Below are 12,249 nucleotides of genomic sequence, written 5' to 3' on the forward strand. Positions count from 1 at the left end.
CTTATCCCGGAACAGCCGTTCCGGCATTGTCGCCGGTCCCGTCACGCCGTGCTTTGGCAGCTGCCAACGTGTCGCGCAGTTCGGCCTCCATCTTCTGAAGCTCCTGCTCGGCGGCAGCACGTTTGGCTTTGCCTTCGTCCGCGATCGCCAGGCTTTCATTGATCGTGCCGATCAGATCAGCGTTGGCCTGTTTGACGGCTTCGATGTCGAACACGCCTCGCTCCATCTCTTCGCGGATCATCTTGTTCGACTCGCGCAAGTTGGCAGCGTTCGAGGTCAGCAGCTCATTGGTCAGATCATTGGCGTCGCGCACGGCGGCGGCGGCTTCGGCGCTGCGCTGGATGGTGACGGCCTGTGCCAACTGGGTTTCCCACAGCGGAACCGTGTTGACCAAGGTCGAGTTGATTTTCGTCACCAGAGATTTGTCGTTTTCCTGAACCAACCGGATCGAGGGCAGCGATTGCATCGTCACCTGCCGGGTCAGTTTCAGGTCATGCACCCGGCGTTCCAGATCGTCGCGTGCGGCGCGCATGTCGCGCAGCTCCTGCGCTTTCATGACCTGCTGGTCTTCGGGCGCTGCCTGCACCTCGGCCTCTTTCTCGGGGATTTCGTGGCTATCCAACTCGGTCAGCTTTTCCTCGCCCGCAGCGATGTAAAGCGCCAGTTCATCATAGAACCCCAGCGTCTTTTCATAGAGCAGGTCCAGCGATTTGATGTCTTTCAACAGAGTGTGTTCGTGAGACAGCAAATCGTCGGTAATGCGGTCGATCTGACCCTGCACCTCTTCGTATTGTGCGGTGAATTTGGCGAATGGGGCTGCGCGGCCCAGTAACTTCTCCCACCAGCTGCGTTCGCGCCGCACGTCCAGTTCACTGACCGAGAACCCCCGGATCGTGGTGACGATGTTGCGCAGACTATCACCTGCGGGGCCAACATCCTTGTTGCGCACATCCGCCAGCATGGCTTGGCTGATCTCTTGCAATTCGGCCTGCGCGGACGAGCCGAAGGCGACGATCGAATTGGTGTTGCCCATGTCGATCTCATCCATGCGCTTGCGGATCTCGGCGCTAACGGGTTCATCGGCCTCTTCAAGCGAGACGACCTCGGCCTGCGGTTCGGGTAGCGCCACCGCGGTGACCTCTTGTACCAGTGTTTCGGCCTCAACCGCTTTGTTCTTGATCTCGTCGGACATAGGGGAGTTCCTCGCTCAAATATAAAGGGCCGGTCAGTCCAGCCGGACGCCTTCGCGCTGCAGTCTTTCACGCAGCACGTCGATTTCGACCGTCAAATCACTACGGTCATCCAATAGCATTTTGCGCGTACGCGCGGCGAAATTCTGTTCCAGATCATCCAATAGGGCGGAGTAGTCTGCCAAGGCCTGCCCGTCGCGGGTGCGGGCGTAGACATCCGCGAACTTGACCGTCGCATCACGCGCGCCCTGTAGATAGACGGTCAGATACTTCCGTGCGCCCGCCAGATCGCGCGGATCTTCTTCGACCGTGCGGAACAGATCGCGGGCGGTGTCCTGAAACCGCTCGACACGCGCCTCAATCCGGCGATCTCCGGCGCGTTTGATCGCATCGGTCATTTCGGCCAGATGCTTTTCAGCGTCATCGACGACGCGGGCGACACGGTCTTGCTGGAACGTGTCGACACCCTCCATCCCCTTGTTTTTCATGGGATCCAAGCCGAAGGACACGGAATGCAGAGTCGCGGCGGCGGCGCCAAACAGGATCGGGGCTACAAGGCTTGCTTGCGCTGCGGTCTCGGCGTCCAAAAATTCGGTACGGTAGGACGCGAGCGCAGCCCCCAACCCGGTCAGAACGCTGGCAAAGATCTTACGAGGGAAAGCTGGGCGACGCGCGGTTTTGCGGGCGTTATAGGCGGCTTCGGCCCGCAACCCTTCGCGCAGCAAAAACGCGGCGGCGGTCAGCATGCCAGCTGCAACAAGCCCCATGGTCATGCCAATCGCGCCGTCATTCAGCGATAAAAAGACCAGAGGGATCGCGGGGATGAACAGGATGTTTGCCCGCGCGCCCGCTGGCTCGACCCGCGCGCCGTCGAACTGGCCGCGCGGCAGCGGGCTGTCTGGCGAGCCCTCACCCTGAGGGCTGTATTTGCCACCGAACCGTTTGGCCATGGCTACAGACCCCCAAGCAGGCCAGTGCAGACGCCAAAAAGCAGCACCAGAAGGGCCGCATAGGCCAGTTTTTGCACTCCGCTCCCGGACATTCAGCCCCCCAAATAGCAGCATTCCCAGAAAATTTAGGGGATACGAGGGCTTGGCGCTAGGGGGAAGGTTGCCAAACCCGCATCACTTGCGGGGTTTCTTGCCGATCGGAGGGCGTTTTCGCTGCGGTCGGGTCGCTCGTTTCGCCGTTCCTTCGGGTTTTTCATTCCCATCCAGACCCAACTGATCGCGCATCACGCGGCGGCGGACCTCTTCAACCTCACCCGGTTTCAGGTCGCCCAGTTGGAACGGCCCGTAAGACACGCGCAGCAGGCGGTTCACGGTAAAGCCGATATCCTCCATCGCGCGGCGGATCTCACGGTTTTTGCCTTCGCGCAGGCCGATGGTCAGCCAGGCATTCGCGCCCTGCTGACGATCCAGCGAGACGGTCATGGGCTGAAACCTCTCGCCCTCGATCACAAGACCTTTGCGCAGGGGGGCGAAGTCTTCGTCCTTGGGTCGCCCATTCACCCGAACGCGGTATTTCCTCAGCCAACCGGTTGAGGGAAGCTCCAGCTTACGTTTGATGCTGCCATCATTGGTCAGCAGCAACAGCCCTTCGGAATTCAGGTCCAACCGGCCAACGGACATCACCCGAGGCATGCCTTCGGGCAGTTCGTCAAAGATCGTCGCGCGGCCTTTTTCGTCCTTGGTCGTGGTCACCAGCCCTGTCGGCTTGTGATACAGCCAAAGCCTTGAGGGTTCGGGTTCCGACACCGGTTTGCCGTCGACGGTGATCCTGTCTTTGCCGGTCACGTTCAGGGCAGGGCTTTTGATAGCCTTGCCGTTCACACTGACGCGGCCAGCTTCGATCATGCGTTCAGCCTCGCGCCGCGAGGCGACGCCAGCACGGGCAAGGACTTTGGCGATCCGGTCGCCGGGAGGAGGGGTGTTGCTCATGGCAGGGCCATACCCCATCCCGCCCGCTTGCGAAAGGCAGGTTTCTGAGGCAGTCAGGGGCATGGTGTTTAAATCGCATATGGACAAGGCACTGGCCGAGGCCCGCGCGGCCGCCGAACGAGGGGAGGTTCCCGTCGGGGCGGTGATCGTCGCGCCAGATGGCCGGGTCGTATCCTCCGCCGGGAATCGGACGCGTGAGCTGAACGATCCGACCGCTCATGCCGAGGTATTGGCGCTGCGCGCCGCCTGTGCCGAGGCAGGCTCGGAAAGGCTGCCGGATCATGACCTTTATGTGACGTTGGAGCCTTGTGCGATGTGCGCAGCGGCTTTGGCGGCAGCACGCATACGCCGCATCTACTACGGTGCGTCCGATCCGAAATCCGGTGGCGTCGCGCATGGCGCACGGGTGTTTGCGCACCCGCAGGCTCATCACAAGCCCGAGGTTTATGATGGCATCGCCGCTGACGAAGCTGCCGACCTGCTCAGGCGCTTTTTCGCGAGCCAACGCGATTAGGATTTAACTACCATCTCACGCGGGATATCGGCCAGTGGTTGGCCGCCCTCCGGCGTCACCACAAAGCTCTCGGTTATCGCCAGCCCCCAGTCCGGAGTCCACAGTCCCGGCATCAAGTGAAACGTCATGTTTTCCTGCAATGCCGTGGTGTCGCCGGGGCGTAGACTCATCGTGCGTTCTCCCCAGTCAGGCGGGTAGCTGAGGCCGATGGGATAGCCGGTGCGGTTGGCTTTTTCATATCCGGCGCGGGCGAAACTGTCATAGACGCAGTTGGCGATTTCCTCGCATGTTGTGCCGGGGCGGGCGGCTGCCAGAGTGGCCTCAATCGCCGTCAGAACCGCCGCTTCGGCCCGGCGGATGTCATCCGGTGGATCGCCCAGAAACAGGCTGCGACTGGCGGGGCAGTGATAGCGCCGGTAGCAGCCGGAGATCTCAAAATAGGTGGCCTCTCCGCGCGCCAAAGGCCTGTCATTCCAGGTGATATGTGAGGCCGAGGCCTCGCGCCCTGAAGGAGCAATTGGCACAATCGCCGGGTAGTCGCCCGCCAAACCGGGCAGGCCTGCGATGCCTGCGGCCTGCACTTGGGCGACCAGTTGGTTCTTGGGCAGGTCTTCGCGAAATGCCTCGCGCAGCACCCCATGCATATGCGCCGTCAATTGGCCCGCCTTGCGCATCATGTCGATCTCAGCGTCGCTTTTGACCGCACGCTGCCAGTTCACCAGACTCGTCGCGTCGATCATTTCACCGAAGGCGCGCTCAAGAATGCGGTGGCTGGCGGCGGAGTAGTAGTAATTGTCCAACTCGACACCCAGCCCTCGGGTCCAGTCCCGGTCGCGCAGCGCGAGAACCAAAGCGTCGACCGGATGGTGGTCGGGATGCTGAACGTGTTCTTCCGGCCAATCCAGCAAATCCGCCGCGTCCAGCCAGGTGGTCTGCGCGGCGCCGGCCTTGTCCTGCGTGCGCCCCCACCACAGAGGCGCCCCGTGTGCAGGCAAGATCACCATCTGCGGGACGTAGAAGCTCCAGCCGTCATACCCGGTAAGCCAGGCCATGTTGGATGGGTCGGTGACCAGCAGAGTCTCAATCCCGCGCGCGTTCATCGCCGCGCGGGTCTTGCTCAGACGATCCGCGTATTCCTGCGCGCTGAAATCTGACGCAGGCATCAGAGAGAGATCGCTTTCATGACTTCAGGCTCGATCACGCCCACACCGGGCAGACCGTCGATCAGTGTCTGCGCGGATTGCTCAAGTATGGGGAAGGTTTTGTAGTGGCAGGGAATCACCGTTTTGAAATTGAAATACCGTTTGGCGGAATAGGCGGCGGCTTTCATATCCATTGTGAAATGTCCGCCGGCGGACAGAATGCCGATATCGGGTTTGTAGTAGTCCCCCATCCAATCCATATCCGCCATGACATCGGTATCGCCCGAGACATAAAGCATGCGCCCCTCAGCTGCGATCATGAATCCGACCTCACTGCCGCCGGTGCGCAGCCCGTCCGGGGTCGAAAAGGTCGAGCTGTGCGAGGCGGGCACCATCGTGACTTTGATGCCGTTCAGATTGACCGTTCCGCCTTTGTTGAAGCCGATGGTCTCAATCCCTTCGGCCTCGGCCCAATAGCCCATGAGGTCGTACTGACCGACCACCGGCACCTTCAGGTGTTTGGCCAAAGGCAGGATGTCGACGACATGGTCGAAATGCGTGTGGGTCAGAAGGATATGCGTGGCACCTTCAACGGCCGCATCATGCTGATCCTCGGGCAGAGACGGGTTGCCGGTCAGCCACGGGTCGACCAGTAGCACCTGACCTTCGGTTTCAATGCGAAAGCTGCCATGGCCCAACCAAATGATGTTCATGAGAAATCCTCCTGCGATGCCTATTGGCATCACACTAGCATCCGTTATGTAAAAGTTCATGGATTGGTTTCAGGAAATTGACGGGTATTGCGAACGCCTTACCCCCGCCTATTGGGCCGAGCCGATCAACGCGGTGACCAACGCCGCGTTCCTGATCGCAGCTTTCATCATGTGGCGCAGGGTGCGCGGGCAGGGGATGCCACTGGCCATGCTGCTGGTCGTGGTTCTCGCCACGATCGGGATCGGCAGCTATCTGTTTCACACCCACGCGCAGGTTTGGGCTGCGATGGCCGATGTCGCGCCGATCCTTCTTTATATTCTGGTCTATATCTTTGCGATCAATCTGGACGTTTGGCAGATGCGTCCTCTGCCCGCCACGATAGTGACCGCGCTTTTCATCCCCTATGCCGCCGCGACACTGCCTCTGTTTCAACTGGTGCCGGGGTTGGGAGGGTCCGCCGCATATGCTCCGGTGCCGCTGCTGATTCTGATCTACGCGTTTTTGCTGCGCAATCGCACACCGGAAACGGCCCGAGGGCTCGCGATTGGCGCGTTTATCCTGATCGCCTCGATCACCTTCCGCGCTTTGGATGAGCCACTGTGCATGCAGCTTCCGCTGGGCACACATTTCATCTGGCACATCCTGAACGCAACCATGCTGGGCTGGATGATCGAGGTCTATCGCAGGCACCTGATCCGCGCGTCTCAGTCCTGAAACGCAGCAGCCAGGTTTTCGGGCAGATCGAACTCCTGCAGAACCCGCGCGCGGCCCTCGGCCGACATCTTTCGGGCGGTCTTTTCGACAATGCTCTGAATCTTTTCGGCCGAGTGTTTTGCGGCGAAAGGCGCAAAATACCATTTCAGGAACACAAAGCAGATGACATCCTCAAGCGCCTGAACCTCATCGTCGCGCTTGATGCCTTGTTTACGCAGCATGCGCCCGGTAGCGTCGACGTCGTCCGCGTCGTACCCGGCCTGCTGCATGAGGCCCATGACAACCTCGGCGTGATGAACACCCTGCGCTTTGCGCCATGCCAGATACCCGGCGCGGCCTTCGGGATATTCACTGCGCGCCAGCTTCCAGCGTTCAACATGCTGCCCACGGGCGGCAATCTGCAACATGTCCGAGGCGTCAGGGAACAGCCTGTCCATCTCGGTGCTCATGCGCTGACCATAGATCAGCTCGACCGGTTGGCCGTCTTCGATGTTGGGGTCTTGCCTGTTGGCCGCATCAATCGCGTCCAGAACAGCTTTCTTGCGCGCGTTCATCTTCTGCTCCGTTGGTTCTTGCCGAACCAAGTTTACGGTTCGGCGCATCACTCGGTCTACCGTAGCGGGTCGCGTCGAAAAGAGCAGTAGTCAATTGTAGCCGTCCGGGCCGGGCAATTATCGCCCGACCCGGGGCAGGGGGTCTATTACTTGTTCGTCTTAACCTGATCCTGGCTGACAACCTCGGGGGCAGGTGTGGGGAAAGTCAGATCAGGTGTCAGGGTATTCATTGTCGGGCCAAAAGCCTGTGCTTGCGACGCGACAACAGTGGTGGTCACTGCAAATGCAATCAGGAAGGTTTTCATGTCTCTACTCCGGGTTTTGGCTGTGCCGTGGAATAGAAATGAACAGTTCAGTTCAGTTTTTCAAGAGTAAAAATGAACTAAACGGTTTACTTTTTTGCATGGGAGGTATGCAAAATGAAAAAGGCACCGCGTCCCTTGATGCCAGGGCAGACCCTATCGCGCTCTTGCGACCCGGACCCCGGACGGGTAAATGCCCCCTAACGCATATGAGGTTTTCCGATGTCGATTGACCAAAGCACCGCCGCCAAGGTGGCCAAACTGGCCCGGATCAAGGTCGAGGATGACGCGCTGCCCGCGCTGGCGTCCGAATTCAACACCATCCTTGGGTTCATCGAGCAACTGAACGAAGTGGATGTCGAAGGTGTCGAGCCGATGGTCTCGGTCGAGCCGATGCGTCTGAAACGTCGTGAAGATGTGGTCACCGACGGAAACCAGCAGGACAAGGTTCTGGCCAACGCCCCCGACGCCCGCGAAGGCTTTTTCGCAGTCCCCAAAGTGGTGGAGTAAGACATGAGCGATCTGAACAAACTGGGCCTGGCCGAGGCCCGCGATGCGCTGCGCAAGGGTGACGTGACCTCGGTGGAACTGACCGAGTCCTGCCTGAAGGCCATTGATGACGCCGACGCACTGAACGCTTTTGTCCACAAAACGCCCGAGATCGCGCTGGAGCGCGCCAAGGCTGCGGATGAGCGGATCAAGGGCGGCGACGCGCCGTCGATGTGCGGTCTGCCGATCGGCATCAAGGATCTGTTCTGCACCAAGGGCGTACCCTCGCAGGCGGCATCCAAAATTCTGGAAGGCTTCAAGCCCGAATACGAATCCACCGTGTCTCAGCAACTGGCCGATGCTGGTGCTGTTATGCTGGGCAAGCTGAACATGGACGAATTCGCCATGGGCTCGTCCAACGAAACCTCCGTCTATGGCAACGCAGTCAGCCCGTGGCGTCGCGGCAATGACAACGCGCAGCTGACACCGGGAGGCTCGTCGGGTGGTTCGGCTTCTGCCGTGGCCGCCGACCTCTGTCTCGCCGCGACCGGCACCGATACCGGCGGTTCGATCCGCCAGCCTGCAGCTTTTGTTGGCATCACCGGTATCAAGCCGACCTATGGCCGTTGCTCGCGCTGGGGCATCGTCGCGTTTGCCTCCTCGCTGGATCAGGCCGGTCCGATGACCAAGAATGTCCGCGACGCGGCGATCATGCTGGAAACCATGTGTGGCCATGACGCCAAGGATTCCACCAGCGCCGAACTGGCTGTCCCGAATTTCGAGGCGATGCTGACCGGTGATGTCAAAGGCAAAAAGATCGGTATCCCGAAAGAATACCGCATGGACGGTATGCCTGCCGAGATCGAAAAGCTCTGGTCCGATGGCGCCGCGATGCTGAAAGACGCTGGCGCCGAGATCGTCGATATCTCGCTGCCGCACACCAAATACGCACTGCCTGCGTATTATGTGATTGCGCCTGCCGAGGCGTCCTCGAACCTCGCCCGCTATGACGGCGTGCGTTATGGTCGCCGCGCGCAGCTGTCTCAGGGTGACGGCATCACCGAGATGTACGAGAAAACCCGCGCCGAGGGCTTCGGTCACGAGGTGCAGCGCCGCGTGATGGTCGGCACCTATGTGCTGTCGGCGGGCTTCTACGACGCCTACTACAACCGCGCCCGCAAGGTCCGTACCCTGATCAAGAAGGATTTCGAGGATGTCTTCGCGGCAGGCGTCGACGCGATTCTGACACCGGCCACCCCGTCCGCATCCTTCGGTCTGGGCGAGATGACCGAGGCCGATCCCGTTCAAATGTACTTGAACGACGTCTTCACCGTGACTGTGAACCTCGCCGGTCTGCCGGGGATCTCGGTGCCCGCAGGGCTCGATAAGCAAGGGCTGCCGCTGGGTCTGCAACTGATCGGTCGGCCCTGGGAAGAAGGCGATCTGCTCAATACCGCCTATGCGTTGGAAAACGCCGCTGGTTTTGTGGCAAAACCGTCGAAATGGTGGTAAGCCTCGGGCCTGAAAGACATCAGACACGGAGGCGCAGCATGCGCTCTTTGCCTCTCATCGCGGCGATCTCGCTGATCGCCGCCTGTGATACGGTCACACCGATTGGCGGAACCGATTTCAACACGCCCGAGTATCAGGCCCAGCGTGAGGCTCAACTGTCTGGGCAGGGGAACGTCGTAAATCCGCTGCTTGCCCCGGTGGATGTTTCGGAACAGGCTCTGGGCGCCCCGGGTTCGGGGTCGAACGCAACTGTTGCGACCGGTGCCAATGCCGATATTGCCAATCAGACGGCGGCGGCTTTGGCCAGCACTTCGACGCAGCCAACGGTCACTTCGGTGCCCAACAATACCGGCATCTCGGACGAACAGGATTTCGGAGCCGTGTCCGAGCGCCGCAGCATCGAATCCGACGCCGCCCGTATCGAACAGAACCGCCAGACCTACGAAGTAGTTGCCCCCACGGCCGTGCCTGAACGCGGTACCGACGGCCAGCCCAACATCGTGCAATACGCGCTCAGCACATCCAACCCAGTGGGCACCCAGGTTTATAGCCGCGCGGGGTTTAACCTGCAGGCCAAAGCACAGCGCAACTGCGCGCAATTCCCCTCGCCAGATCAGGCCCAGATCGCTTTCCTATCGAACGGAGGGCCACAGCGCGACCGCAAAGGACTGGACCCGGATGGCGACGGCTATGCCTGCAGCTGGGATCCGAGCCCGTTCCGCAGTGCCATCAACAACTAAGCCTGCGCCGATCTGGCACCCTTCGCCGAATTTCGGCCCCCGCCGCGACGGCCTGACACCGGCGCTGATTGTCCTGCACTACACCGCGATGGATAGCGCTCAGGCTGCGCTGGAGCGCCTCTGTGACCCACAAGCCGAGGTATCGGCGCATTACCTGATTGGTTCTGACGGTATGCTCTGGCAGATGGTGCGCGAAGAAGACCGTGCATGGCACGCCGGTGCGGGCGAGTGGCACGGTCAGACCGACATCAACTCGCGCTCCATCGGGATCGAACTGGATAACACCGGAGCACACCCTTTCTCGAATTTGCAATTGGCAACACTGGAAACCCTCCTGCCTCAGATCATGTCGCGCTGGGCGATTCCTCCCGAGGGCGTGATTGGCCATTCTGACATGGCCCCCGGCCGAAAAAGCGACCCCGGATCAAAGTTCGACTGGCAGCGGCTCGAACGTCAGGGTTTGGCCGCCGCACGCGGAACCCAAACCGCCCCGGCAGACATCACGTGCGACAACTTCCGCACACTGGCCCGCGCCGCAGGTTTCACTGCCGATGTCCCGAACGAGACGCTTCTGGCTGCCATCCGCCTACGATACCGCCCCTGGGGTACAGGTCCGCTCTCACTTGCCGATTTCAAGGCGCTCAGGTCGACCCCACGCACAACCTGATCCGCTCTTCATCTGGCCAAAAATATTTCGGGGATGAATTGGCCAAAGGCCAAGAAGGGGCTGGCCCCTTCCTCCACCCCATCCACCCTTGACGCGACCGGGAACACAGCATACCCACCCCTCTGCGCGGAGGGCCGGATGGCCGCTGGGGTCGCAAGACCCGAGAGGAAAGTCCGGACTCCACAAGGCAACGGTGCCGGGTAACGCCCGGGCGGGGCAACCCGACGGAAAGCGCCACAGAAATCAGACCGCCTGCGACTTCGGTCAAAGGTAAGGGTGAAACGGTGGGGTAAGAGCCCACCGCGCCGCTGGCAAGAGCGGCGGCACGGCAAGCCCCACCGGGAGCAATGCCAAATAGGGTCCCCGCGCGGGATGGTCGGCGTCCGCCGATACCACCGCTAAGCGCGTCTTGGCCGAGAGGGACCGGGTTGGCAGCTTGAGCCGCGCAGCAATGCGCGGCCTAGAGGAATGGTCATCGAAGGGGGCAACCCCGGAACAAGATCCGGCTTACAGGCCCTCCGCGCGTATCCTATTGTCAGTTTCCGGGTGGCGTATAGGCCCCGACCAGTTTCGCAGCCTTTTTCTGAACCGCCACGAAGTCCTTGGCTTTCCAGGCCCTTACGGTTTCTATATTGGATACAGCACCCGAGGCGGCGACTGCCATGCCCACCGCAACTGCGTCCGTCTCGTCTGGTGCTTCGCTGATGACAACCACGTCGTTATCCCCCGTCGTAATGTAGAAGGCCAACAGCTTGGCACCGACCTTCTTCAACAGCGCTTTTACGGCGTCCGTCCGATCGGATGGTTTGCCGACCATCCCCTTCGCGCCTTTTTGTGAATAGGATGCATAGGTGATAAAAATAGGCATGGATGCCTCCTGACTAAAGTTGAGGGACCTTTGATTGGGCCGGTCCTTTGGCCTGAAATCGGATCCGGGGCGTGTGCTAAGGCACGGCCACCAGCCAGACGCCAAGAATGATCAGCGCCGCACCGGTTGCAGGCACCAGCCACATGGCGCGCGGCATCAACTTCTCCAACGCGACGTAAATGGCGACGCCGACAATCCAATAGAGGTTCATCACTCCGCCCACGAACAGCAACAGCATCAGGGCCCAGCAGCAGCCCAGACAATAAGCTCCGTGCAGCGCGCCAGTCCGGAATGCGCCATAGGCGTAGGGTCTGTTATGGTCGGCCAGAAAACGCGCCGGGCTGCGGCAATGGCGTAGACAGGCGGTTTTGAGGCTAGACAGTTGGTACAGCCCCGCTGCGATCATAACGCACCCGGCCGCCGTCCGGGAGCGGATGGTCATCATCGGGCCATCGGACAGTCCAACAACTTCCAACAGACATTGTGCGCCGGTTGCCAGCACGCTGAACAAGGCCCAGGCCACCAGATAGCCGGCCAGAAAAAACAGGCTCAGCCGAGCCGTATTGGCCTTATCCGGCCCGACCCGTTTCAACGCCATGAACAGCAGAACAGTAGGGGCGGCACTGGGTGTCATCATCGCGATCATCATCACCCACCACATTAGAAAGATCAGCACGGCATAAGCTGCCGTCCAATGTACCTCGGTCGCCATCTGCATTGGGTTGCCAATTGGGCGGGCCATCCGCGTCATGTCCACGGCGGTCATGTTCATGCCAACCCCGGCAATCGTATACCACGATGCCGCCAAAATGATCAGCGCGACACAGACTAGAACAACGCCACGGTCATGCCGAAGCACCCGATCGACCAAATGGCTCGGTGTTGGGGATTCAGTCATTGGAC

At 60.6% G+C, this 12,249-nt stretch carries 15 protein-coding genes and 1 other RNA gene; 7 read left to right on the forward strand and 9 right to left on the reverse strand.

Annotated features, from left to right (window positions below; genetic code table 11):
• Position 1: 1 nt before the first annotated feature.
• The 3 genes from ACR0C3_RS12425 to ACR0C3_RS12435 all read right to left on the reverse strand — a co-directional run bounded on the left by ACR0C3_RS12425 (position 2) and on the right by ACR0C3_RS12435 (position 3,193).
• Positions 2-1,192, reverse strand: coding sequence for a toxic anion resistance protein (locus ACR0C3_RS12425; RefSeq protein WP_480758720.1), 1,191 nt, complete (start codon positions 1,190-1,192; stop codon positions 2-4).
• A 33-nt stretch (positions 1,193-1,225) separates the two neighbouring features.
• Complete coding sequence (locus ACR0C3_RS12430) at positions 1,226-2,140, reverse strand: 5-bromo-4-chloroindolyl phosphate hydrolysis family protein (protein WP_480758722.1); 915 nt, start codon at positions 2,138-2,140, stop codon at positions 1,226-1,228.
• Positions 2,141-2,314: 174 nt separating this feature from the next.
• Complete coding sequence (locus tag ACR0C3_RS12435) at positions 2,315-3,193, reverse strand: pseudouridine synthase (protein ID WP_480758723.1); 879 nt, start codon at positions 3,191-3,193, stop codon at positions 2,315-2,317.
• Here ACR0C3_RS12435 and ACR0C3_RS12440 point away from each other — a divergent pair.
• Positions 3,192-3,644, forward strand: a complete 453-nt coding sequence (locus ACR0C3_RS12440; RefSeq protein ID WP_480758725.1) for a nucleoside deaminase — start codon at positions 3,192-3,194, stop codon at positions 3,642-3,644. The genes ACR0C3_RS12435 and ACR0C3_RS12440 overlap by 2 nt on opposite strands.
• Here ACR0C3_RS12440 and ACR0C3_RS12445 read toward each other — a convergent pair.
• Positions 3,641-4,807 carry a M24 family metallopeptidase gene (locus ACR0C3_RS12445; RefSeq protein ID WP_480758727.1) on the reverse strand — a complete coding sequence of 389 codons (1,167 nt, stop codon included), beginning with the start codon at positions 4,805-4,807 and terminating at the stop codon, positions 3,641-3,643. The genes ACR0C3_RS12440 and ACR0C3_RS12445 overlap by 4 nt on opposite strands.
• Positions 4,807-5,499 carry a metal-dependent hydrolase gene (locus ACR0C3_RS12450; RefSeq protein WP_480758728.1) on the reverse strand — a complete coding sequence of 231 codons (693 nt, stop codon included), beginning with the start codon at positions 5,497-5,499 and terminating at the stop codon, positions 4,807-4,809. The genes ACR0C3_RS12445 and ACR0C3_RS12450 overlap by 1 nt, the downstream gene beginning before the upstream one ends.
• Positions 5,500-5,557: 58 nt before the next feature.
• Between ACR0C3_RS12450 and ACR0C3_RS12455 the strand changes: the two genes are divergently transcribed.
• Positions 5,558-6,214: a ceramidase domain-containing protein gene (locus ACR0C3_RS12455; protein ID WP_480758730.1), complete on the forward strand. Its 657-nt coding sequence runs from the start codon at positions 5,558-5,560 to the stop codon at positions 6,212-6,214.
• Here ACR0C3_RS12455 and ACR0C3_RS12460 read toward each other — a convergent pair.
• Entirely contained in the window at positions 6,205-6,768 is a 564-nt protein-coding gene (locus tag ACR0C3_RS12460) for a DUF4202 domain-containing protein (RefSeq protein WP_480758731.1), read from the reverse strand. The two genes, ACR0C3_RS12455 and ACR0C3_RS12460, sit on opposite strands and share 10 nt — an antisense overlap.
• Before the next feature lie 146 nt (positions 6,769-6,914).
• Positions 6,915-7,073: a hypothetical protein gene (locus ACR0C3_RS12465; RefSeq protein ID WP_480758732.1), complete on the reverse strand. Its 159-nt coding sequence runs from the start codon at positions 7,071-7,073 to the stop codon at positions 6,915-6,917.
• A gap of 219 nt (positions 7,074-7,292) precedes the next feature.
• Here ACR0C3_RS12465 and gatC point away from each other — a divergent pair, with 219 nt between their 5' ends.
• The 5 genes from gatC to rnpB all read left to right on the forward strand — a co-directional run bounded on the left by gatC (position 7,293) and on the right by rnpB (position 11,004).
• Positions 7,293-7,580: an Asp-tRNA(Asn)/Glu-tRNA(Gln) amidotransferase subunit GatC gene (gene gatC / locus ACR0C3_RS12470; RefSeq protein WP_170325838.1), complete on the forward strand. Its 288-nt coding sequence runs from the start codon at positions 7,293-7,295 to the stop codon at positions 7,578-7,580.
• 3 nt (positions 7,581-7,583) lie between these two features.
• Entirely contained in the window at positions 7,584-9,071 is a 1,488-nt protein-coding gene (gene gatA / locus ACR0C3_RS12475; protein WP_480758733.1) for an Asp-tRNA(Asn)/Glu-tRNA(Gln) amidotransferase subunit GatA, read from the forward strand.
• Between the two features lie 38 nt (positions 9,072-9,109).
• The gene (locus ACR0C3_RS12480; RefSeq protein ID WP_480758735.1) at positions 9,110-9,811 is read left to right on the forward strand and encodes a hypothetical protein; all 702 of its coding nucleotides are present in this window, start codon (positions 9,110-9,112) and stop codon (positions 9,809-9,811) included.
• Entirely contained in the window at positions 9,762-10,478 is a 717-nt protein-coding gene (locus ACR0C3_RS12485) for an N-acetylmuramoyl-L-alanine amidase (protein ID WP_480758736.1), read from the forward strand. Before ACR0C3_RS12480 ends, ACR0C3_RS12485 begins: the two co-directional genes overlap by 50 nt.
• A 126-nt stretch (positions 10,479-10,604) precedes the next feature.
• Positions 10,605-11,004: RNase P RNA component class A (gene rnpB, locus ACR0C3_RS12490), an RNA gene on the forward strand.
• A 9-nt stretch (positions 11,005-11,013) separates the two neighbouring features.
• On the opposite strand, the gene ACR0C3_RS12495 is transcribed toward rnpB, so the two are convergent.
• Both ACR0C3_RS12495 and ACR0C3_RS12500 read right to left on the reverse strand, forming a co-directional pair.
• On the reverse strand, positions 11,014-11,346 hold the full coding sequence (locus tag ACR0C3_RS12495; RefSeq protein WP_170374847.1) for a GYD domain-containing protein: 333 nt from the start codon (positions 11,344-11,346) through the stop codon (positions 11,014-11,016).
• 76 nt (positions 11,347-11,422) lie between these two features.
• Positions 11,423-12,244, reverse strand: coding sequence for a DUF2182 domain-containing protein (locus ACR0C3_RS12500; protein WP_480758738.1), 822 nt, complete (start codon positions 12,242-12,244; stop codon positions 11,423-11,425).
• Positions 12,245-12,249 lie beyond the last annotated feature (5 nt).

Source organism: Ruegeria sp. CK3 (assembly GCF_056536565.1).